Origin of the sequence: Brevundimonas sp. (assembly GCF_032055285.1) — a bacterium.
In the GTDB taxonomy this organism is placed as follows: Bacteria; Pseudomonadota; Alphaproteobacteria; order Caulobacterales; family Caulobacteraceae; genus Brevundimonas.
In genome coordinates, this window is sequence record NZ_DAMBRE010000006.1 from 134,120 (window position 1) to 156,045 (window position 21,926).

General features: G+C 67.4%; 20 protein-coding genes. 10 read left to right on the forward strand and 10 right to left on the reverse strand.

Annotation, left to right across the window (positions count from 1 at the left end):
- The first annotated feature begins 73 nt into the window (after window positions 1–73).
- Entirely contained in the window at window positions 74–1,351 is a 1,278-nt protein-coding gene (locus RTY13_RS14120; RefSeq protein WP_312784319.1) for a dipeptidase, read from the forward strand.
- A 4-nt stretch (window positions 1,352–1,355) separates the two neighbouring features.
- Entirely contained in the window at window positions 1,356–1,880 is a 525-nt protein-coding gene (locus RTY13_RS14125; protein ID WP_312784321.1) for a hypothetical protein, read from the forward strand.
- A gap of 14 nt (window positions 1,881–1,894) precedes the next feature.
- On the opposite strand, the gene RTY13_RS14130 is transcribed toward RTY13_RS14125, so the two are convergent.
- Together RTY13_RS14130 and RTY13_RS14135 are read right to left on the reverse strand one after the other, a co-directional pair.
- Window positions 1,895–2,704, reverse strand: coding sequence for a hypothetical protein (locus RTY13_RS14130; RefSeq protein ID WP_312784323.1), 810 nt, complete (start codon window positions 2,702–2,704; stop codon window positions 1,895–1,897).
- A gap of 78 nt (window positions 2,705–2,782) precedes the next feature.
- Window positions 2,783–3,241: a tRNA (cytidine(34)-2'-O)-methyltransferase gene (locus tag RTY13_RS14135; RefSeq protein WP_312784325.1), complete on the reverse strand. Its 459-nt coding sequence runs from the start codon at window positions 3,239–3,241 to the stop codon at window positions 2,783–2,785.
- Between the two features lie 194 nt (window positions 3,242–3,435).
- Between RTY13_RS14135 and petA the strand changes: the two genes are divergently transcribed.
- The 6 genes from petA to RTY13_RS14165 all read left to right on the forward strand — a co-directional run bounded on the left by petA (window position 3,436) and on the right by RTY13_RS14165 (window position 10,211).
- A complete protein-coding gene (gene petA / locus RTY13_RS14140) occupies window positions 3,436–3,990 on the forward strand; it encodes a ubiquinol-cytochrome c reductase iron-sulfur subunit (protein ID WP_292081833.1) in 555 nt (184 codons plus the stop codon).
- A gap of 17 nt (window positions 3,991–4,007) precedes the next feature.
- Entirely contained in the window at window positions 4,008–5,306 is a 1,299-nt protein-coding gene (locus RTY13_RS14145; protein ID WP_312784327.1) for a cytochrome b N-terminal domain-containing protein, read from the forward strand.
- A 5-nt stretch (window positions 5,307–5,311) separates the two neighbouring features.
- Window positions 5,312–6,187, forward strand: a complete 876-nt coding sequence (locus RTY13_RS14150; RefSeq protein ID WP_312784329.1) for a cytochrome c1 — start codon at window positions 5,312–5,314, stop codon at window positions 6,185–6,187.
- A gap of 146 nt (window positions 6,188–6,333) precedes the next feature.
- Window positions 6,334–7,974 carry a M28 family metallopeptidase gene (locus tag RTY13_RS14155; RefSeq protein ID WP_312784331.1) on the forward strand — a complete coding sequence of 547 codons (1,641 nt, stop codon included), beginning with the start codon at window positions 6,334–6,336 and terminating at the stop codon, window positions 7,972–7,974.
- Window positions 7,975–8,088: 114 nt separating this feature from the next.
- The gene (locus RTY13_RS14160) at window positions 8,089–9,699 is read left to right on the forward strand and encodes a M28 family peptidase (protein WP_312784333.1); all 1,611 of its coding nucleotides are present in this window, start codon (window positions 8,089–8,091) and stop codon (window positions 9,697–9,699) included.
- Window positions 9,700–9,923: 224 nt separating this feature from the next.
- A complete protein-coding gene (locus RTY13_RS14165; RefSeq protein WP_312784335.1) occupies window positions 9,924–10,211 on the forward strand; it encodes a hypothetical protein in 288 nt (95 codons plus the stop codon).
- Window positions 10,212–10,281: 70 nt separating this feature from the next.
- Here the strand turns inward: RTY13_RS14165 and ychF are convergent, their stop codons facing one another.
- The 5 genes from ychF to RTY13_RS14190 all read right to left on the reverse strand — a co-directional run bounded on the left by ychF (window position 10,282) and on the right by RTY13_RS14190 (window position 16,048).
- Window positions 10,282–11,379, reverse strand: a complete 1,098-nt coding sequence (gene ychF, locus RTY13_RS14170) for a redox-regulated ATPase YchF (protein WP_207822258.1) — start codon at window positions 11,377–11,379, stop codon at window positions 10,282–10,284.
- Window positions 11,380–11,655: 276 nt separating this feature from the next.
- Window positions 11,656–12,120: a copper chaperone PCu(A)C gene (locus RTY13_RS14175; protein ID WP_312784339.1), complete on the reverse strand. Its 465-nt coding sequence runs from the start codon at window positions 12,118–12,120 to the stop codon at window positions 11,656–11,658.
- A gap of 15 nt (window positions 12,121–12,135) precedes the next feature.
- Window positions 12,136–13,476 (reverse strand): PepSY domain-containing protein, encoded by a 1,341-nt coding sequence (locus tag RTY13_RS14180; protein ID WP_312784340.1) that lies wholly within the window; start codon window positions 13,474–13,476, stop codon window positions 12,136–12,138.
- Window positions 13,477–13,517: 41 nt separating this feature from the next.
- Entirely contained in the window at window positions 13,518–15,581 is a 2,064-nt protein-coding gene (locus RTY13_RS14185) for a TonB-dependent receptor domain-containing protein (protein ID WP_312784341.1), read from the reverse strand.
- A gap of 80 nt (window positions 15,582–15,661) precedes the next feature.
- Window positions 15,662–16,048 carry a hypothetical protein gene (locus tag RTY13_RS14190; protein ID WP_312784342.1) on the reverse strand — a complete coding sequence of 129 codons (387 nt, stop codon included), beginning with the start codon at window positions 16,046–16,048 and terminating at the stop codon, window positions 15,662–15,664.
- 117 nt (window positions 16,049–16,165) lie between these two features.
- Here RTY13_RS14190 and RTY13_RS14195 point away from each other — a divergent pair, with 117 nt between their 5' ends.
- Both RTY13_RS14195 and RTY13_RS14200 read left to right on the forward strand, forming a co-directional pair.
- Entirely contained in the window at window positions 16,166–17,581 is a 1,416-nt protein-coding gene (locus RTY13_RS14195) for a DUF4139 domain-containing protein (protein ID WP_312784343.1), read from the forward strand.
- A gap of 4 nt (window positions 17,582–17,585) precedes the next feature.
- On the forward strand, window positions 17,586–19,211 hold the full coding sequence (locus tag RTY13_RS14200) for a DUF4139 domain-containing protein (protein WP_312784346.1): 1,626 nt from the start codon (window positions 17,586–17,588) through the stop codon (window positions 19,209–19,211).
- Between the two features lie 177 nt (window positions 19,212–19,388).
- Here the strand turns inward: RTY13_RS14200 and pth are convergent, their stop codons facing one another.
- The 3 genes from pth to RTY13_RS14215 all read right to left on the reverse strand — a co-directional run bounded on the left by pth (window position 19,389) and on the right by RTY13_RS14215 (window position 21,870).
- Window positions 19,389–19,994 carry an aminoacyl-tRNA hydrolase gene (gene pth / locus RTY13_RS14205; protein ID WP_312784348.1) on the reverse strand — a complete coding sequence of 202 codons (606 nt, stop codon included), beginning with the start codon at window positions 19,992–19,994 and terminating at the stop codon, window positions 19,389–19,391.
- Between the two features lie 87 nt (window positions 19,995–20,081).
- The gene (locus RTY13_RS14210; RefSeq protein WP_312784350.1) at window positions 20,082–20,690 is read right to left on the reverse strand and encodes a 50S ribosomal protein L25/general stress protein Ctc; all 609 of its coding nucleotides are present in this window, start codon (window positions 20,688–20,690) and stop codon (window positions 20,082–20,084) included.
- Window positions 20,691–20,835: 145 nt separating this feature from the next.
- The gene (locus RTY13_RS14215) at window positions 20,836–21,870 is read right to left on the reverse strand and encodes a hypothetical protein (protein WP_312784352.1); all 1,035 of its coding nucleotides are present in this window, start codon (window positions 21,868–21,870) and stop codon (window positions 20,836–20,838) included.
- Window positions 21,871–21,926: the final 56 nt, after the last annotated feature.

Consider the following 21,926-nt stretch of genomic DNA (forward strand, 5'->3'; position numbering starts at 1 on the left):
ATCCAGATCAGACCCGGTTCCCATGCCGCTCCGGCTGTGTCAGCGTGGCCGTATCAGTATTGAGGGGACCCCCATGATCCGCACCGCCCTGCTCGCCGCCGTTTCGCTCGCCGTCCTGGCCGGGCCCGCCCTGGCGCAAACCCCGGCCGGCGACAATGCTGCGGGGCAGGAGCGGGTGATGCAGATCCTGCGCCGTACGCCGCTGATCGACGGCCACAACGACCTGCCGTGGGCCTTGCGTCAGGGCTTCGGGAACGACCCCTATCGCGTTGATCTGGCGACCAATCTGTCGGCGACGACCCGCCTTCACACAGATATTCCGCGTCTGCGCGCAGGCGGCGTCGGGGCCCAGTTCTGGTCTGTCTACGTCCCCGCCAGTCTGGAGCCGGTCGAGGCCGCCAAGGCCACCTTCGAGCAGATAGACACGGTCAAGCGCATCGCCGCGGCCTATCCCTCGGTGTTCGAGATCGCCGCGACCGCCGACGACATCGCCCGCATCCATAAGGCGGGCCGTATCGCCAGCCTGATCGGCATGGAGGGCGGCTATTCGATCGACGATTCCCTGGGCCTGCTGCGCGAGTTCTATGACTCCGGTTCGCGCTACATGACGCTGACCCATTCCAAGACCACCACCTGGGCCGACAGCGCCACGGACGCGCCCAAGTGGGGCGGCCTGTCGCCCTTCGGCGAGCAGGTGGTCAAGGAGATGAACCGCATCGGCATGATGGTGGACCTGAGCCACGTCTCCGAAGAGACCATGACCGACGCCATCCGCGTCTCGACGGCCCCGGTGATCTTCTCGCACTCGTCGGCGCGCGCCGTGACGGGCCACCCGCGCAACGTGCCCGACGCCGTGCTGCGGATGATGCCGGCCAACGGCGGCATCGTCATGGTGACCTTCGTGCCCGGTTTCATCAGCGAGCCGGTGCGCCAGTGGGGCGCGCTGCGCTCGGCGGAGCTTTCCCGCCTTTCGGCCCTGAACCAGGGCGATCCTGACGCGGTGAAGACGGGCATGGAGGCTTGGACCATGGCCCATCCGACGCCAAGGGCCACGCTGGACGACGTGGTGGCCCACATCCAGCACGTTCGCGACGTAGCGGGCATCGACCATGTCGGCCTGGGCGGCGATTTCGACGGCGTGGACAGCCTGCCTGAGGGGGTCGAGAGCGTGGAGGCCTATCCGCGCATCCTGGCCGAACTGATGCGTCGCGGCTGGAGCGAAGCGGACATCCGCAAGATCTCGGGCGAGAACCTGCTGCGCACCATGCGCGCCGTCGAGGGCGCCGCCACCGCCCAGCGCGGCGAACGCCCCAATCTGGCGCAACTGCCCAACGACGGCGCGCCGGAGTAGGGATATGGGCGCGCGGGCAACGGCATGCGGGGCGGTTGTCGGCCTGTCGTTGCTCGCGGGCTGCGCAATCAACGGGGGCGTGCAGCACGGCCTGTCGCCGGGGCGCTACGGCGACGTCGAGGTTGAGGAAGGACCTGAGGGCTGGTTGAAGCTCAGCCCGATGTCATGCGACCCTCAAAGTCAGGATGAAGCTGGCCGGCCGCAGCGTTACTGCACGGGCCAGATCGACCTGAATCGCGACGGCGCTATGGAGACCATCGCCCAGCGGTATGTGCTCAACATGCCGTCGGTGATCTCTCTTGGTTCCGAAACCTCGCCGTCGCTGTTCCAAGATGAGGGCTACAGCCTCCTGGTTGAAAAGCGCGGAGTGCGTGGCGGTTGGCCCGACATCGCCGCATTTGGCCATGGCTCGACCGCCGAGATGCGGATCGGCGCGAGGCATCGGTGGCGCAATGGCCGGTTCGCGCCCTTTCCGGAGGTTAAAGTCAGGAAAACAGCGCAACTGGCGAACGACGGCGCGCCGCAATAGCTGCCGTAAAAGCTTCAGAAGCTGGCGCGTAGGAAGACGGCTGGGCCGCTGAACTGATATCTCAGTCCGCCGGCCCATCTGCGCTTTTCGATGCTCAGGTCGTAGTCGACAAAGCGGTACATGACGCCGAGATCGACGCGATCAGACACGGCGTAGGCGGCTGCAGCCTGCATGTTCAGCACGCCGCCGTGATAGTCGCCCAGGCTCAAGGACAGATAGTCGGCCCGGCCGTTGAACGTGACCTTCGGGGTCGGTCGCCAGACGCCGAAGGCGCCCACCGTCGGCAGCGGCGCCAGGAAGGCCCGGCGCCTCACCACTTGGTCGACCTTGACGGGGCCGACCTGTCCGCGTCCCGCCAATTCAATGTTGAAGTCGGTGGCGTGCAGGCCGACCGCCACCCCCGCCTCAAGATCTTCGCGACGGATCAGGGAATATCCGACAGTGAACCGGTAGATGTCAGACCGAAAATTGCTGTCGATTGTGGCAGTGGCGGGAAAGGTGACGATCTCGAAGGGGATGTCCCGCTTCAGCACTTCGGTGCTGGAGCGGTCCAGCCTGTAGATGTCCGCGCCGAATGTCAGACGTTCCGAGTAGCGGTAGCCGCCGCTGATCGCGCCCAAGGTTTCGCGGTCGTCCATGCCCAGGTCGCCTTCAAAATCGATCTGGCCCCCTTCGGGCGCTTTGGGCAGACGAAAGTCACCTCGCGTGTCGAGATCGGCCCACATGACGGAGGCCTCGATCCAGTATCGGTCGTCCAGCGACTGCGTTCGGCCCGGAGCGGCGGCCAGGCACCCAACGAAGACTACAGGGACGACAAGTCGCATTCGGAGATAGCGCATGATGCAACGATCACGCATGCGACCAAGCCGGCCATCCGGGAAAACCCCGAGCCGAGCCTCGGATCAACGGTCCGAAATGACGGCGCCGGTCTGTCTCAGACCTTCCCACAGGGCGATGCCGGCGCTGACTGACAGGTTCAGCGAGCGCGTTTCCGGGCGGATGGGGATGAAGACGCGGGCGTCGGCGGCGGCATGGACATAATCCGGCGCGCCGGAGCTCTCCTTGCCGAACAGGAGGGTGTCGTCAGGCCGGAACTCGAATTCAGGCAGGGACGTGGCGCCCCTGGTCGTGAACAGGACTAGCCGTCCCGGCGCGCGGTCGCGCTGAAAGGCGTCCCAGTCAGCGTGGCGGGTCATGTGGCTGAGAGGCCCGTAATCCAGCGCCGCACGCTTCATGGCGCGGTCGTCGAAACGGAAGCCCGTGGGCTCGATGACGTGCAATTCGACGCCGAAACAGGCGCTCTGACGGATACAGGCGCCCACATTCTGCGGGATGTCAGGTTGAAAAAGGGCGAGACGCATTCTAAGGCCGTCATACGCGCGGGGCGGGGTCTTGTCGCGGTCTTTATTGCGACCGTTTCGCAAGTTGTGTCAGCAACTTGCGTTGAATGCGGTAAAACAAGGGCCGCAGGCATCTTCTGCCGTCTCGCAGGGACGATCCATGCCGACGACTAACCCCTTCCGGGGCGGGCGATCGGGAGTGCAGAGGTGAGAGCGTGGCCGAATCGGTCGTGAATGCTGAAGGGCCCGAGGGCCAACACGGGGGCGGCGACGCCACCCGCCGCGATTTCATCCACATCGCCGCCGGCGCCGCCGCGGTCGGTGCTGGCGTGATGGTGGCCTGGCCGCTCATCAACCAGATGAACCCCGCCGCCGACACCCTGGCCCTGGCCTCGATCGAATTCGATCTGACCAAGGTGCAGGAAGGCCAGCAGGTCGTCATCAAGTGGCAGGGCAAGCCGGTCTTCGTGCGTTATCGCACCCCAGCCGAGCTGACCAAGGTCATCGACGAGGGCGCCGTGGGCAGCCCGCCGCAGACCGACGCCGAACGCACCAAGGCCGGCCATGAGAAATACCTGGTCGTCGTCGGTTCGTGCACCCACCTGGGCTGCGTGCCGACCTTCAACGCCGGCGACTACGGCGGCTGGTTCTGCCCCTGCCACGGTTCGCACTACGACGCCTCGGGCCGTATCCGTAAGGGCCCGGCGCCGCTGAACCTGATCGTGCCGAACTACGAATACGTGTCCGACACCCGCGTGAAGATCGGCTGAGGACGGACAGAGGAACCATGAGCGATCACGAATCCACCTACGTCCCCAAAACCGCGATTGAGCGGTGGATGGACACCCGCCTGCCGATCATCCGTTTCGGCATGGACTACGCCAACCTGCCGACCCCCCGGAACCTGAACTACTGGTGGACCTTCGGCGGCATCCTGGCCCTCTGCCTGATGACCCAGATCATCACCGGCATCGTCCTGGCCATGCACTACACCCCGCACGTCGACCTGGCCTTCGCCTCGGTCGAGCGCATCATGCGCGACGTCAACGGCGGCTGGCTGATCCGTTACGTCCACGCCAACGGCGCGTCGATGTTCTTCATCGCCGTCTACCTGCACATGCTGCGCGGTCTCTACTACGGGTCCTACAAGGCCCCGCGTGAGATGATCTGGATCATCGGCTGCGTCATCTTCTTCCTGATGATCGCCACCGCCTTCCTGGGCTACGTCCTGCCCTGGGGCCAGATGTCCTTCTGGGGCGCCGAGGTCATCACCAACCTGATCGGCGCCATTCCGGTCGTAGGCGAGCCGATCCTGATCTGGCTGCGCGGCGGCCCGGCGATCGACAACGCCACCCTGAACCGCTTCTTCTCGCTGCACTACCTGCTGCCGTTCGTCATCGCCGGCTGCGTGGTGCTGCACCTGTGGGCCCTGCACGCCGCCGGTCAGAACAACCCGGTCGGCATCCTGATCCCGAAGGACCGCGCCAAGAAGGACATGCTGCCCTTCCACCCGTACTTCACGGTCAAGGACGGCTTCGCCATCATCCTCTTCCTGATCCTGTTCGCGGTCTTCGTCTTCTATCAGCCGAACGCCCTGGGCCACGCCGATAACTATATCCCGGCCAACCCGCTGCAGACCCCGGCGCACATCGTGCCTGAGTGGTACATGCTGCCCTTCTACGCGATCCTGCGCGCCATCCCCGACAAGTTCGGCGGCGTGGTGGCCATGTTCGCGGCCATCGGCGTCCTGTTCGTCCTGCCCTGGCTGGACACGTCCAAGGTGCGCTCGATGCGCTACCGCCCGACGATGAAGACCTTCTTCATCATCTTCCTGTTCGTCTGCTTCGGCCTCGGCTGGTGCGGCGCCCAGCTGCCGGACGCTCCGGTGGTGCCGGGCATGCCCAGCTTCAACCTGATCGATGGCCAGCTGAACTCCTACCTGTGGCTGACGCGTCTGTTCACGGCCTACTACTTCTTCTTCTTCCTGGTGCTGATGCCGTTCCTCGGCCTGCGCGAGAAGCCGCTGCCGGTCCCGGCGACGATCTCCGAGCCGGTCCTGTCGGGCGAAGCCGAGCAGAAGGCCTGAGCGCGATGATTTCCAACGAGAAGAAAACCGTGTCCTTCCGCAAAACCTTGGTCGTTCTGACGGCCGCTCTGGGCCTGGCCGCCACCGCCGCTCCGGCGCTGGCCGCCGGGGGCGCCAAGCATCCGCGCAGCGGGGGCTTCAGCTTCGAGGGGCCGTTCGGCACCTATGACCAGGGCCAGCTGCAACGCGGCTACAAGGTTTACAAGGAAGTCTGCGCCTCGTGCCACGGCATGAACCTGGTGCACTTCCGTAACCTGGGCGACAAGCACGGGCCGTTCTGGAACCCGGAATATCCGAACCCGAACGACAACCCGGTCGTGAAGGCCCTGGCCAAGGAAGTTCAGGTCGCGGACATCGACAGCGAGACCGGCGAGGCGCTGATGCGCGACGCCACGACCGCCGACAAGTTCCCGTCGCCCTATCCGAACGCCACGGCTGCGGCCGCCGCCAACGGCGGCGCGACGCCGCCGGACCTCTCGGTCATGGCCAAGGCCCGTCACGACGGCGCCAACTACATCTACTCCCTGCTGTCGGGCTACGTGACCCCGCCCAAGGGTCTGAAGATGACCTCGAGCCAGCACTACAACCCCTATATGGCCGGCGACCTGACCCCGTTCTGGGAAGGCGAGGGCCACGCCCCTCCGGGCGGCTTCATCGCCATGCCGGCGCCGCTGCGCGCCGGTCAGGTCAGCTATGACGACGGCACCGAAGCCACCGTCGATCAGATGGCCAAGGACGTCGCAGCCTTCATCGCCTGGACCTCTGAGCCCAAGGCGACGGAGCGCAAGCAGATGGGCTTTGGCGTGATCATCTTCCTGCTGCTGTTCGCAGGGATCACCTACGCCAGCTACCGCCGCATCTGGAAGGGCGTCGCCCACTAAGGCTTCGCCTTCAGATCGGAACGAGATGACCCGCCGGAGCGATCCGGCGGGTTTTTCGTGCTCGGCGCGGGACGTAAGTCGGATCGACACTGTGGATTTCCACCGATAGGGTCCGGGCCTCTGATTTGGTTGAGGGGTCTGTCTCCATGCGTTTGATGTCGTCCGCCGCCGTCCTGTTGTTCGCCGCCTCGCTGGCTTCGGGCGTTGTCGCCCAGACGCCTGACTTCGATGCCGCGCGCATCTCCAACGACATCAAGGTCCTGTCGGACGACAGCTTCGAGGGACGCGGCATCGCGACCCCGGCTGAGCAGAAGGTCATCGACTATCTGAGCCAGCAGTATGCGGCGGCTGGCTTTGCGCCGGGCGGCGAGAACGGCGGCTGGACCCAGGCGGTCGGCCTGAATCGGTTCACGGTCTCCAACGTCAGCGGCCAGATCAAGGTAGGCGACTGGACGCAAGCCCTGGCGCAAGGCCAGCAGGCCACCATCACCACCCGCCTGCCCGGCGACGGTGTCGACCTGCGCGGCAAGCCCCTCGTCTTCGTCGGCTACGGCACGAACGCGCCGGAGCGCGACTGGAACGACTTCAAGACCGACGTGCGCGGCAAGGTCATCGTCGTCCTGGTCAACGACGCTGACTTTGAAGAACCCGCGCTGAACACCTTCGGCGGCGTGGCCATGACCTATTACGGCCGCTGGACCTACAAGTACGAGGAAGCGGCGCGTCAGGGCGCGGCCGGCGTGCTGATCGTCCACGAGACCAAGCCCGCCTCCTACGGCTGGACCACGGTGGCCAACTCCTGGTCCGTGCCCCAGTTCGACATCGTGCGTCAGAACCCCTCGGCCGAACGTGTGCCGATGGAGGCCTGGATCCAGCGCGACGTGGCCGTCGAGATGTTCCGCCAGGCCGGGCTCGACTTCGAGCAGGAGAAGATCAAGGCCCGCAGCCGCGACTTCCAGCCGGTAGAGCTGAAGGGCGCGACCATCGACGCCAGGTTCGACGTCAAGACCGACCAGATCACCACCCACAACGTGCTGGCCAAGCTGGAAGGCACGACCCACCCGAACGAGACCATTCTCTACACCGGCCACTGGGACCACATCGGCATGGGGGAGCCGGACGCCAACGGTGACCGCATCTTCAACGGCGCCGTGGACAACGCCTCAGGCACGGCCGGTCTGCTGGAACTGGCGCGTCAGTGGTCGAAGGGCCCCAAGCCCGAACGTACCATCGTCATGATCAGCTTCACGGGCGAGGAAAGCGGCCTGCTGGGCTCGGAGTTCTACGCCGCCAACCCGCTGTATCCGCTGGAGACGACGGTGGCGGGCTTCAACCTGGACGCTTCCAGCGTTCTGGGCCGTATGAGCAAGCTGGGCGTCACCGGCTATGGTCAGTCCGATCTGGACGAGCGCGTCATCGCCCTGGCGGCGGCGCAGGGGCGTGGCTTCGAGGGCGACGCGGGCGCGGGCGCGGGCATCTATTTCCGCTCGGACCACTTCCCGCTGGCCAAGCGCGGGGTGCCGATGGGCTATCTGTCCTCGACTGGCGACTACGTGGACGAGCCGATCGCGCCGCGCCTGGCAGCCGCCGCCGAATACCGCGCCAACCGCTATCATCAGGCTGCCGACGAGTGGGAGCCGACCTGGGACTATCGCGGCATGATTCAGGACCTGTCGGTGGTCTATGACGCCGGCCAGGCCCTGGCCAACAGCCGTGACTGGCCGCAGTGGAAGACCGGTTCGGAGTTCGGCCCGGCGCGTGCAGTCAGCGCCGAGCAGCGCAAATAGGCCAAGTCCGGATCCGCCTTTGCGGAACATGACAAAAAAGTAAGGGGCGGTCTCGCAAGAGGCCGCCCTATTATTTTGCGTGAAAGCCCCCGTGGGGAGGGCTCGGGAGTTTCCATGCATCGTCGGTTCGTCAGCGGCGTCGCCGCAACCGCTCTTCTGCTCGTCGCCGGCTCGGCAGCCGCTCAGGACTTCTCAGCCCAGCGTCTGTCAGACGAAATCCGCACCATTAGCGCCGACGACTTCCAGGGCCGCTATCCGGGCACCGACGGCGAGAAGAAGACCCTGGACTGGCTGCAGGCCCAGTACGAGGCCATGGGCCTGGCGCCAGGCGGTCCCAACGGCCAGTGGCTGCAGGTCATTGACCTGAAGCGTTTCACCCCTGTCGTTGACGCCGCCAAGGCCAGCTGGACCGGCGCGGACGGTCAGGTTCACACCCTGACGCCGGGAACCGACATCACCCTGCGGGCGGTCAGCAACGACGGCAAGGCGTCGATCGCCAACGCGGGCGTGGTCTTCGCGGGTTACGGCATTCATGCGCCCGAGCGCGGTTGGGACGATTACGGCGGCCTGGACGTGGCGGGCAAGATCGTTTTGGTCGTCAGCGGCGAGCCTGACGGCGACCTGTTCAACGGTCCCTACGCCACCAACTACCAGTCCGGAGCCTACAAGGCGGACGAGGCCAAGCGCCGGGGCGCGCTGGGCGTCATCACCGTAGCCAAGGTCGGCGCGGCCGACACCGCCTGGACGCGATCGGTGAAGGGTAATGCTCGCACCCGCACCCTGACGCCGGGCGCGGCCGATCTGGAGTTCTCGGGCGCGATCAACGCCGATGTCGCCAAGGTCCTGGGCCTGGATATGGCCGAGCTGACGCCACGTATCAGCACCGGCGACTTCCGCGCCTTCGCCGTGCCGGGCGTGGCCCTGTCGGTCGAAACCGCTGAGACCATCGACACCCTGCGCACCCACAACCTTCTGGCCAAGATCACGGGCGCCAAGCGTCCGAACGAGACCATCATCTATTCGGCCCACTGGGACCACGTGGGCGTCAATGAGCACGTCGCCGGCGACGACAAGATCTTCAACGGCGCCTGGGACAACGCCTCTGGCACCATCGGCGTGCTGGAAATGGCGCGTCAGCTGAAGGCCGCGCCCGCGCCCGATCGCACCATCGTCTTCGCCCACATGGCGGCCGAGGAAATGGGTCTGCTGGGCGCCTACGCCTATGCCGCCGATCCGGTCTATCCGTTGGAGACGACGGTGGCTGACATCAACATCGACATGCTGCCCCTGTCCGGCCCGACCCGCGACGTGCCGATCTTCGGCAAGGGCCAGAACAGCCTGGAAGACGACCTTCAGGCCCTGGCCGAGAAGGAAGGCCGCTACGTCTCCGACGACGGCCAGCCGGAGCAGGGCTTCTATTACCGCTCGGACCACTTCCCCTTCGCCCGTGCGGGCGTGCCGGCCCTGATGCCCTGGCACGGCGTGGACTGGGTGGACGGCGGCAAGGAGGCCGGTCTGGCGGCGTGGAAGGCCAAGTTCGGCGCCGACTACCATCGCCCCAGCGACGAGTGGTCGGCCGACTGGGACCTGCGCTCGGCAGTCGAGAACCTGACGCTGCTCTATCGTCTGGGCCTGCAACTGGCCAACAGCGGCGAATGGCCGACCTGGAAGCCGACGTCGGAGTTCGGTCAGGTGCGCTCGGCCAGCGACGCGGCGCGCCGCTAAGCACGCTCTGAACCGGCCTGGGGCTGCGGCGTTAGGCAGGGATGCGTTCTTGCCTGCCCATCGTCGTTGCTTGCCTTTCCACGCTTGCCGCCTGTGATCGCGGTCCGCGAGTCAATCCGCCGACTGAACCAGCGGCCCCGATCAGCGGGCTAGAGGCCGTGCAGCCGATAGAGCGTCCGCCTGGCGCGGAAGCCATGTTGCCTGGAGCGGGGCCCGTCAGTTTCGTGGGACGCTGGGCCGCTGAGGCGGACTGGTGCTTCAACCCGCGCGGGGATCGTGTGCCGATCGAGATCACGACGACTGAGCTACGCGGTTACGAGAACCGTTGCGAGATTCAACGCATCACCGAGATCAGCACTGGCTATGAGGCCGCGCTGAAATGCGAGGCCGAGGGCGAGGCGCGGTACGAGCGGGTTCGCATGGCGGCGACGCAGCAGACGCTGGTTCTCACCTGGCTGGATCGAAACGATCAGGCGGTTCGCCTGATCCGCTGTTCCACGCTTCGAGGCTGAGGGCCGAACGGCGCATGAAAAAGGCCGCCCGAGGGGGCGGCCTTTCTCATGCCGGGCTGCGAAACCAGGACTAGTTGTTGAACAGGAAGTGCATCACGTCGCCGTCCTTGACGACGTAGGCCTTGCCTTCAGCCCGCATCTTGCCGGCTTCCTTGGCGCCCGCCTCGCCCTTCAGTGCGACATAGTCGTCGAAGGCGATGGTTTCGCCGCGGATGAAGCCCTTTTCAAAGTCGGTGTGGATGACGCCGGCGGCCTGGGGCGCGGTGGCGCCGACCGGGATGGTCCAGGCGCGGGCTTCCTTGGGACCGACGGTGAAGTAGGTCTGCAGGCCCAGCAGCTTGTAGGCTTCACGGATCAGGCGGTTCAGGCCGGGCTCTTCCAGACCCAGGGTCTCGAGGAATTCCTTTTGCTCCTCGTCGTCCAGGACGGCGATTTCCGACTCGATCTGGGCCGAGATGACCACCGAGTTGGCGTTGTCCTCGGCGGCGCGCTTGGCCACCAGGTCGGACAGCTCATTGCCCTTGTCGGCCGAACCTTCCTCGACGTTGGCGACGTAGAGGGCGGGCAGGGCGGTCAGCAGCTGCAGCATGTCCCAGGCCTTCTTGTCCTCCTTGGACACCTCGGCCAGACGCGCGGGCTTGCCGTCGCGCAGCTTCTCCAGCGCGGCGTCGATCAGCTTCAGCGTCAGTTGGGATTCCTTGTCGCCGCCCTTGGCGCGCTTCTCGACCTGAACGCGACGGCGCTCCAGGCTTTCGAGGTCGGCCAGCATCAGTTCGGTCTCGATGATTTCGAGGTCCGAGATCGGGTCGATGCGGTTCTCGACGTGGGTGATGTCGTCATCGACGAAGCAGCGTGCGACGAAGGCCACGGCGTCGCAGTCGCGGATGTTGGCCAGGAACTGGTTGCCCAGACCTTCGCCCTTGGACGCGCCGCGCACCAGACCGGCCACGTCGACGAAGGTGATCCGCGCGGGGATGATTTCCTTCGACCCGGCGATCTCCGCCAGGGTGTTCAGACGGGCTTCCGGCACGGCCACGTCGCCGGTGTTCGGCTCGATGGTGCAGAACGGATAGTTGGCGGCCTGGGCCGCCGCCGTCTTGGTCAGGGCGTTGAACAGGGTGGACTTGCCGACGTTGGGCAGGCCGACGATCGCGACTTTAAGGGCCATGGGATTCCTCGTGAGCGCGAGCCTTTAGCGGGTTCGGGCCCGTTTGTCAGGTGCGGCGGTGTCTGAACCCTTTCCGTTGGGAGAGGGCTTGAGCGCACGAGAGCGAAGCGAGCGTCCTTGCGCGAAAGGGTGAGGGGGCCGCGCTGTAAATCGGCGTGAGCCGTGGCGCGGCGGCTTGCGTCGATGGAGGGCTGCGACCCTCACCCTTTCGCTTGGCGGATCGCCTTCGGCTCTCCGAGGCTCAAGCCCTCTCCCATCGGGAGAGGGAAGCCCGTTCTACTCCTCGCTATCCACCACCGGCGGCTGCTTGATCGCCGCGTGGACGCCGATGGCCGGAGCCTTCTCGAAGGTCAGGGTGAAGGAGGCCACACCGCCGTCCACCAGCGGATCGCGCAGACCCATCAGCATGACGTGTGTCGAGCCCGGCTTCAGCTCGACCTTCTGACCGGCGGGCAGGGGCAGGCCGTCTTTCATCTCGCCCATGCTCATGACGCCGTTCTCCATCGTCATCTCATGGATCTGGGCGCTTTCGGCCAGGGCCGTCGAGACGCTGAGCAGGCGGTCGTCGGAACCGGCCGTCAGGGTGACGTAGCAGCCGCCGACCTTGGCGCCCTTGGGCGTTGGGCGGCACCAGGCGTCGGCGACCGTGACGGTTCCGGGCGCGGCCTCGGCGGGCTTTTCGGCGGGCTGGCCGCAGGCGCCGAGGGCGAGGAAGGCGGACAGGGCGAGGATGCGTTTCATGGCGGGTCTCTTCTTTCAGGAAACGACGGGGCGGGCCCGCATGAGGCGTCGCACTGCGAAATCCAGCAGCAGGACGGTCACGAGGCTCAGTCCCGTCAGGGGATAGAGGATGCAAAGCGGGATGACGATCCCCAGCACGGCGAACCGCACGCGGGGACCTGGCGGGGCGGTCGGCGCGCCCAGGCGAGCGTGGGGGCGAGCGCGGGTCAGACTGGGCGGGCGGCGCTTCCACCACATCATCAGACCGCTGACGCCCAGCAGCCAGACGCCGATGCAGCCGGCCAGCATGATCAGCCGGTTGATCTGGCCGAACTGCGTGCCCTGATGGGTATAGACGCCCCATTCGATGGCCTTGGCCCCGGTGCCAAAGCGATCAAAGCCGATGTCGGCCAGAACCGCGCCTCTGGCTGGGTCGATGTAGAGGGTGCGGCTGTCCTGAACGCGGCGAACCTGAGCCGTGACGGTATAGGCCGTGCCGGGCTGGGCCGGGATCGACACCGTATAGGGGCGCGGCAGGCGGCGGGCCTCGGCCGCCGCGACCACCGCCGTCAGGTCCTGTCGGTCATGGTGTGGCGACGGCAGGACGACGCCCTCCATGGTCCACCCTGCGCCGGCGGGATGGTCGTGATGCTCGGCCCTCTGCCAGGCGCCAGACACCGGCGCGGGCGGACGGCCCCAGCTGCTGGCCTTGACCGCGCCCATGACCTGATCGCCCCAGACGGCGGACCACGGCATCCCCGTCACGGCCAGAAACAGGATGACCCCGCCGACATAGAGGCCGACCAGGGCGTGCAGGTCGCGCCAGAACGGGCGACGTCGCGCGTCTGTCTCATGCGGGATCAGCACCGCGCCCTGACGCCGCCTCGGCCACCACAGATAGAGCCCCGTGGCGCACAGGACGATGGTCCATCCGGCGACGATCTCGATCAGGATGTTCAGCGACTTGCCGGTCGCCCCGCCGAACAGGCTGAGCGAGTGCAGCTTCTTGATGGTCTCGGTGACGCCGCCCTGGTCGATGACGCCGGTCACGCGGGCGGTATGCGGATCGACGAAGACGGTCTTCTGCGATCCGTCCGGGCGGTCGACGCGCACCCGCACCGCCTGGTCGGACGACGCAGGCAGGGTCAGATTGGCCGCGCGGCCGCCGCCAGCCTGGGCGGCGCTGGCGATCCAGACGTCTGGCGCGGCCTGCGTCGCCGCCGGGGCGACCTCGATCATCCGCCGGTTGGCGAACTGATCGATCTCGTCCTTGAACAGATAGAGGCCGCCGGTCAGGGCCATCAGCATCAGGAAGGGCATCACCAGCACCCCGGCGTAGAAGTGCCAGCGCCACACGGCCCGATAGGCGCCGGACATCACGTCCGGCGCCTTGGCCCCCATTGAGGAAAAGCGGCCCATCAATAGGCCAACCGCAGGCCGACAAAGACCGAACGGCCCTCGCCGGGGAAGAAGACGGCGGTGGACGCCGAACGGGCGTCGGTCACGGCCGAGAACTCTCCGACGTAACCTTCGTCCGTCAGGTTTCGCGCATCGACATAGACCGAGGCGTTCGGGCCGATGTCGAAGCCGCCCGTCAGCCCCAGCAGGGCGTAGTCGGGCGCCTTCATCGTATTGGCGTAATCGACGTAGGGGCTGCTGATCCGCCACTCGACCGATGGGGTGACGAAGACGCCGGACGGATGGCGCCAGGCCAGCTCGGCCCGGTACTGGTGCTCCGGCACGACCGGCAGGCGGTTGTCGCCCCAGCGCACATCCCCGTCGAAGCGGAAGTCGCTCCAGTTGTATGTCTGGCGCAGCAGCAGCGACCCGTCCGCGATTTCGACCGGCAGCCGCCAGTCCAGCCCGGCCTCGATGCCCTGGTGCACGGTCCTGTCGGCGTTGAAGGTCGCCGCCGGAATGTCAGCCCCGACGATGAAGTTCAGCATCTCGCCGTCGATCTGGCTGCGCCAGGCGGTCAGGTCCCAGGCTAGAGGCCCATGCCGCCCGCGCGTGCCGATCTCGGCGGTCCAGGCGTCCTGAACCTCGACGGGCGTAAAGCCGGTCAGCGGGGCCTGCACCAGGGCCCCATAGGTCGGCGGCTCGACCGAGCGGGTCACGTTGGCGAAGACCTGAGCCCCGCTCTCGGCTTCCCACAGCAGGCCCAGACGCGGCGAGAACCAGTCATAGTCCATGCTGTCGTCATTGGCCGGGTTCAGGCGGTCAGCATAGTCGCGCGTGGCCCGACCCCATGACCCGCCCGCGACCAGAGCCAATTGCTCGGTGACGAACAGCCGCCCCTCGGCGAAGACGTCGAGGCCAGACGCCTCCTGCCGCGCGTCCGCCGTCTTGGCGCCCCGCAGGCCGCTGAGATTGACGTAGCGCAGGGCCTCGACCTCGCCGTCCCGCCACGAGAAGCCGTAAAAGGCGTCGGCGCGCAGGCCTGCGACCTGACCGGTCCAGTCGATGCGGCCGAATGCGCCGCGCGTGGCGCTGTTCTGATCCATGACCTGGAAGATCGGGTGATAGAGCGACTTCTCCCAGCCCCAGACCGCGCCGTCGAACAGGGTGGACTCGTTGAAACGCCAGCGGGTTTGCAGCGTCAGGCGTTTGACCGTCAGGTCGCGGGCCTGATCGCCCGCCAGAGCCGAGGTTGAGGCCATGCGCGGCGTCTTCAGCGCCTGATCCAGCGTCAGCGAGCCGGGCAGGTCCTGGTTGATGTCCGCCGCCTGGGCGATCAGGCGCACCTCGCGGTCCTCGCCGAACGACCGCCCGGCGTTGATGGCCAAACGGCCCTGCGACTGCTGGCTATGGTCGCGCCAGCCGTCGCTCTGCATGCCGGTGACGGCGGCATAGACGTCCCAGTCGCCGTGCGTGCGGGCCACGGCGGCGTGGCCGCGGACGGAGCCGAAGCTGCCGCCCTCGAGCTGCCACAGGTTTTCCTGCAAGGCCGTGCGGCCGGTGGGCGTGACCAGATTGATCGCCCCGCCCAGTTGCGCCCCGCCGAAGCGCAGGGTGTTCGACCCCTTCCACACTTCAATGTAGCGGGCGCTCAGGGCGTCCACGCCCTGAAAGTCGGAAAAGCCGTCGGCGTCGGCGAAGGGCACGCCGTCCTGAGCCAGCAGGACCCCGCGCTGATGGAAGCCCTGGGCAATGCCTGAGCCGCGAATGGAGAGGCGGCTTTCCTCGCCATAGCGTTTTTGGGCCAGGACGCCGGGGACGTTCCTCAGAGTGTCGGAAAAGCCCTGGGCGAAGCGGTCGGCGTAGCTTTCGGCCGAGACGACGGCGACGGCGCCGGGGGTGCGGCTGAGCCGGTCGCGCGCCTCGGCCACGACGGCGGGGTCTTCGGCGTTGCGACGGCCGGTGACGATGATGCTGTCGACGACGGTTGTCGGGGCGTCAGCCTCGGAAGCATGGGCGAAGGTCGGCGCCAGGCAGGCGCCGATGAGCAGCGCGCACGGCGCCGCGGTGGACTTGAAAGACATGAAGGATCAATCCTGAAAACAGAGGTGCGGTCGCGGGCGTCGTCATGGGACGCGCGCGAGGGAGCAGAGGTTTCTGGTTTTCAGGCGTGAGGCGGGGCGGTGGACGGCGGGCGCGGCGGGGCGCGGGCCGGCGGCGGGGGGCTGACGCGGAAGGGCGCATAGGCGACCGGCTCGACCATGCGGACGACGGGGGCGGGCGTCGGCGGGGGCGGTTCCGGCAGGGCGGCCAGCAGCGGCATGACGCAGGCGGCGCACTTGGCCCCGACGTGCTTGTTGATGGGGCCGTCCACACCGCCCGCCAGGATCGTCTGGGGCCCTTCGGTCGAGCAGATGACGATGGGCTGGCCGGGAACCGAGGCCGCCAGAGCCGCGAACGGCAGCAGGCTTCCGATCACGATGGCGAACGTCGCGGCCAGGAAGGCCAGCGAGCGCGCAATCGACCAGTTTTCACTCTGGGACCGGGTCACGGACGGGGGCTTAAACCTTCCCGCAATGTGAAGCTATAGCGACCGGACGCCGCGCACCCTCGACAACGGCCGTTTCTCCGTGCCAGCGTGGCTGCCGGACAAGCTCAGGGGGAACCCATGATCCGCGCACTCGGACCCTTCGCCGTCGCCATGCTGCTGGCCGCGCCCGCAGCCGCCCAGCAGGTGGAGGAGGGGCCGGGCGGTCCCGACCGCGTCTCCCTGACCGTCTACAATCAGAACATCGCCCTGGTGGAGGACGTGCGGAACCTGAACGTGCCCGCCGGGCGCTCGCGTCAGGAGTTTCCGGGCGTCTCCGCCAGCATCCGGCCCGAGACCGTCGGCCTGTCGGGGCGCGGCCTGTCGGTGGTCGAGCAGAACTTCGACTATGACTTGCTGACGCCGGGCAAGCTGATGGAAAGCGCCGTGGGCGGCGACATCGGCATCGTCCGCACCAACCCCGGCTCGGGCGCGCAGACCACCGAGCGCGCGCGCGTGCTGGCGGCGAATCAGGGCGTGGTGCTGCAGATCGGAAACCGCATCGAGGTGCTGCGTGACGACGGCGTGCCGACCCGCGTCATCTTCGACCAGGTGCCGCAGAACCTGCGCCCGCGACCGACGCTCAGCGTCACCCTGAACGCCGAGGGCGCGGGACGGCGCGAGACGACCCTGTCCTATCTGACCACCGGCCTGGCGTGGAAGGCGGATTATGTCGCCCGTTTCGACGAGAAGGCGGGCAAGCTGGACCTGACCGGTTGGGTGACGATCACCAACAACTCGGGCGCGACCTTCTCCAACGCCCAGACGCGGGTGGTGGCGGGCGACGTCAACCTGGTCAACGACAACAACGGCTATAACCCGCGCTATGGTCAGCCGCCCCGTGCTGTGCGCGGCAACGGCACCCAGACGGGCGGGCAGGGCGCCCTGGCCGACGTCTATGTCTATCCGCTGCCGGAATCCGTCACCGTCGCCAACAACCAGACCAAGCAGGTCGGCCTGCTGGATGCGGTCGGCGTCCCGGCCAGCAAGCGCTACCTCTATGTAGCCAACGGCTTCCAGACTGCCGAGGAGCCCAGCGCGGCCGAGGTCGGCGTCATCTTCAGCAACGCCTCGGGCGCGGCGGCGCGCGCCCTGCCGGCGGGCGTCATGCGTGTCTATGTGAAGGACGAGGCGGGCGAGCCGCGCTTCATCGGCGAGGATCAGGTCGATCATGCCCCAGCCGGGTCCGAGATCGTCATCACGACGGGCGAGGCCTTTGACGTGACGGTGCAGCCGCGCGTGGTCTCCAGCGCCGCCGCGCCCAAGTCGTCCTACTATCGCTGGCGGACCCGCTACGCGATGGAATACACCGTCCGCAACGCCCGCCAACAACCGGTGACGGTCGAGGTGCGCCAGCGCGGTCTGGGCCGCGACACGGAACTGAGCGAGCAGAGCGTCGAGGGCGACCTGCGGGACGCCAATACCGTGGTCTGGCGCGTGCCCGTGCCCGCCAACGGCGAGACCAAGCTGACCGCGACCATCACGACCGGCGGCTGATCCCATGCGCCGCCTTCTGGCGATCACCACGGCTCTGACGCTGCTGGGCCCTGCGGTCTGGGCTCCCGTCGCCCAGGCCCAGACGGAAAGCGTCTCCGCGCGCCCAGATGGGGCGACGGTGGTCATCTATCGCGACCGGCCCGTGAACACCGTTGAACTGATGGCCCAGTCGCGTCAGTCCTGGAACCGGCTGGACCAGCAGGGCCTGGCCCTGATCGTCGAGACGCGCACCATCGACCTGCCGGCGGGCGAGGGGATCATCCGCTTTCGCGGCCTGGCCACCGGCGTCGTGCCGCAGAGCGCGGTGCTGGAGGGCTTGCCCGCCCATGTGGTCGAGCGCAACGCCGACTTCGACCTGTTGTCGCCCGCCAGCCTGATGGAGAAGTCGGTCGGCGAGGTGGTCCGCGTCGTCCGCACCAATCCCGCGACCGGCGAACAGGTCGAGAAGGCCGCCGTCATCCGCGCGGGCGTGCAAGGCACGGTGCTGGAGATCGACGGTCGCTTCGAGGCCCTGGACTGCTCGGGCCAGACCGAAAGCGTCATCTTTGACCGCGTGCCGGAAGGCTTGGGCGACCAGCCGGTGCTGTCGGTCCGCACCCGGGCCGAGCGGGCCGGGCGCCACACCGTGACCCTGGCCTATCTGGCCACGGGCCTGCAGTGGTCGGCGGACTATGTGGCGCGCCTGAGCCCCGACGGGCGGACGCTGGACCTGACGGGGTGGGTGACCCTGGCCAACTTCGGCGGCACCGGCTTCCCTGACGCTCCGGTGCAGGTGGTGGCCGGCACGCTGCGGAAGGACGAGGGCACCGTGCCTGTCGAGCCGGTGATCCGCTATCCGCAGACCGGCTGCTGGCCGCAGGGCACGACGACCCTTGGGTCGGGCGAGTTCGCCAACTACGGCGCGCCTCCGCCGCCCCCCCCGCCTCCGCCGCCTATGGCCGCTCCCATGATGCGGATGGCGGTCGAGAGCGCTGTGGACGAGATCGTCGTCACCGGCAGCCGGGTCGTCCGCCAGGGCGAACTGGGCGACTACAAGATCTACACCCTGCCGGAGCCGACCACGGTGGCCGCGCGCCAGACCAAGCAGGTGCGGTTCATGGAGCGCGAGGGCGTGGCCTATGACCGTGTCTATCGCGCCTGGGTCGATGCAAATGACAGCGCCGAGGCGCAGCCGGCCGAGATCCAGCTGCGACTTCGCAACGAGGCGCGCGCGGGCCTGGGTCTGGCCCTGCCGGGCGGCACGGTTGCGGTGATGCAGCCCGATGGCGCGGGCGGCGCCCTGTTGGCGGGCGAGGATCGATTCGAGGACAAGGGCGTGGGTCTGCCGGTGCGTCTGACGTTCGGCCAGTCGCCTGACGTGCGGGTCGCGACGCGGCGCGTGTCGTCCAGTTCCCCCCGGGACAAGGGGATCAGGACGCGCCGCGCGGACATGGAGGTCACCGTCACCAATGCGCGCAGCGAGGCCGTGACCGTCGATCTGTCGCCTCAGGCGGCGGGACGGCGAGGCTTCCGCATTCTCAGCCAGTCGATCCGCAGCCGCATCGACGACACCGGCTATCCGGTCTGGACCCTGACCGTGCCCGCCAACGGCGCCGCGACCCTGAAGGCGGCCTGGATGACGACGGATTGATCCATCTCCCTTCCCCCTCGAGGGGGGAAGGGGCGAGGATGGGGGTGAGGTCGCCGCCGTGAGTCTGTTGGAACGCGGGAGGCGCAGAAAGGCGGCGTCTCGCGTGTCGAGAGGGAAGCTGTCTGCCTGCACCCCCGCCCAACCCTCCCCCCCCTTGAGGGGGAGGGCTTTGTGTTTTTATTCCCCCCGCGCGGCCTGCCTCGGGCTGAACTTGGGGGCAGGGGCCAGGCGCATGACCTCGCCCTGATAGCGTTCGTCGTCGCCGTTCACCGCAAAGGGCAGGGCGTCGGCGCAGGCCTGCAGCATGGCGTCCAGCCAGGGCTTGTCGGCCTTGTGGAAGTCGCCGAGGACGTGAGCGTGGACCAACTGCGGCTCGCCGGGGTGGCCGATGCCCATGCGCGCGCGGCGGAAGTCGGCGCCCAGGTGGCTGATCAGGCTGCGGACGCCGTTCTGGCCTGCGGCGCCGCCGCCGGTCTTCATGCGGAACCGACCGGGGGCCAGGTCGATCTCGTCATGGAAGACGATGATCTCGCTAGGTTTGATCTTGTAGAAGCGCGCCGCTTCGCCGACGGCGCGACCGCTCTCGTTCATATAGGTCTGGGGTTTCATCAGCAGGACCTTGGTCCCCTCGACCTCGCCCTCGCTGACGATGGACTGGAACTTGGCCCGCTCGGGACCGAAGCGCCAACGGCTGGCGATCTCGTCCACGGCCATGAAGCCGATGTTGTGGCGGTTCTTTTCGTATTTGCCGCCCGGATTGCCGAGCCCTGCGATGATGATCATGCGGACCTCATGCCCGCTGATCCGGGCAAAGAAAAGCCCCGCGCCGGCGAACCGGGCGGGGCTGAAATCTTCCGAAGAAGAAACCTCTTAGGCTTCGGCTTCAGCCGTCGTGTCGCCGGCGTCCGACTGCGAAGCAGCCGAGTTCTTGATCGTGGCGATCACGAAGTCGCGGTCGGTGATGGTGGCCGAAGCGCCCTTCGGCAGTGCGATGTCCGACATGCGGATGGTTTCGCCGATTTCGCGACCCTTCAGGTCGACGACCAGCTCTTCCGGGATCTGGTCGGCGGCGACCAGGATCTCGACCGAGTGACGGACGACTTCCAGCATGCCGCCGGCGCGCGAGAAGGGGGCTTCGTCAGCGTTCTTGAAGTGAACGTTGATTTCGATCTTGATCGGAGCCTTGGCGTCGACGCGCATCAGGTCGAAGTGCATCGGACGGTCGGTGACCGGGTCGAAGTCGACGGTCTTGGCGATGACCGGCTGGGTCTCTTCGCCGTACTTCAGGGTCACCAGGTGGCCCAGCAGCTTGCCGGTGTAGAGCGACTTGCGGAAGTCCTTCTCGTTCACCGAGATGGCGACGGGGGCCTTGTCGCCGCCGTACAGGATGCCAGGGACAGCGCCCGCGCGACGCACGGCACGTGCGTTGCCGGTACCAACGCCTTCACGGACGTCAACGTTCAGAATGATCTCGGCCATCGGGCTCGCCTCAACAACAACAGTAACGCCGCGCCAACCGAGGCCCGCGCAGCGGGGTCATGAACCCTCGAATTCAAGAGGGCGGGCTATTACACGGAACAGGGGGAGGACGCAACCGCTCCGGTCGTTTCTGCCCACCGCGACATCAGTTCATGCCGCTTCCCGGCGTGGGATTGGTCTCGGCCATGGTCACCGCCGGGGTCGTTTGAACCGGCACAGGGCCTGTATACTGGGCCGTGCAGGTCGCCAGATCGCGCACGATATGACGGCCGGTGCAGAACATGTCCTCATAGCTGGGACGCGACGCGGCCAGGCATTGGAACAGCATCAGCTTCGACATGCTGAGGCAGAACTCGTTGTTCGATTCGCTCGAAAGGGCGTCGGTATTGGACCGCGCTTCGTCGCCGGCGGCGCCGAGGGAGGCCAGGGCCGCGATCGCCAGGGAGTTGACCACGGCGGGCGTGAAGGGCGCGCCGCGCTGGGCCGGGGTCAGGTTCAGGCCGGCGCCGCTGTTGGCGGCGGCGAACAGGCGGGCGCTTTCCTCGGCCGACGGCAGTTGCGACACGGAAAGGGATTTCGCGCCTTCCAGCCGGCCAGGGCGGTCGGCGATGGGTTGAACGGCCCAACGCCGACGCGGGTCGCGGCGTTCCTGGATCGTGTAGGCGTCGCCTTCCACCGCCTCGGCGATGGCGGTCAGAGCTGCGATGTCCTTGCCCATGGTCGAGGTGATCAGGCCGGCTGCGGCTTCGGCGCCGGGCAGGGTGGCGGCATAGGCCGGATCGGCGACGATGCGGCTGATCATCTCCTGGCGCAGGGCAGGGGTCGAGGCGAACTGGCGCACCCCGGCCACATACTCAGGCGACTGCAGCGCCAGGATGGAGCCGTAGGCGATCATGCCGCGCGACAACTGGCCGGGTTCATAGGCGGCGCCCTTGCGGATCGCGGCCTGGATGGATTCGGCGTCGGTGAAGCCAGCGCGAATGGTGCCGACCTCGCGCACGAATGCGACATAGACCGAGGCGGCCTGGGCGACGCCTTCGTTCAGGGCGACGGGCGGCGGAGGCGTGACGACCGGCGGCGGGGGCGGAGCCTCGGGCTCGGGCGTCGAGCAACTGGCCAGAAGGGCGGCTGCGGCGATGGCGGCGACAGACAGGCCGCGGCGCAAGAAGGCCTGGGACATCGGCGAACTTCCCTCAAATCAAACGCGGGGCGCGCCCACGGAACCAAGGTGGTGCG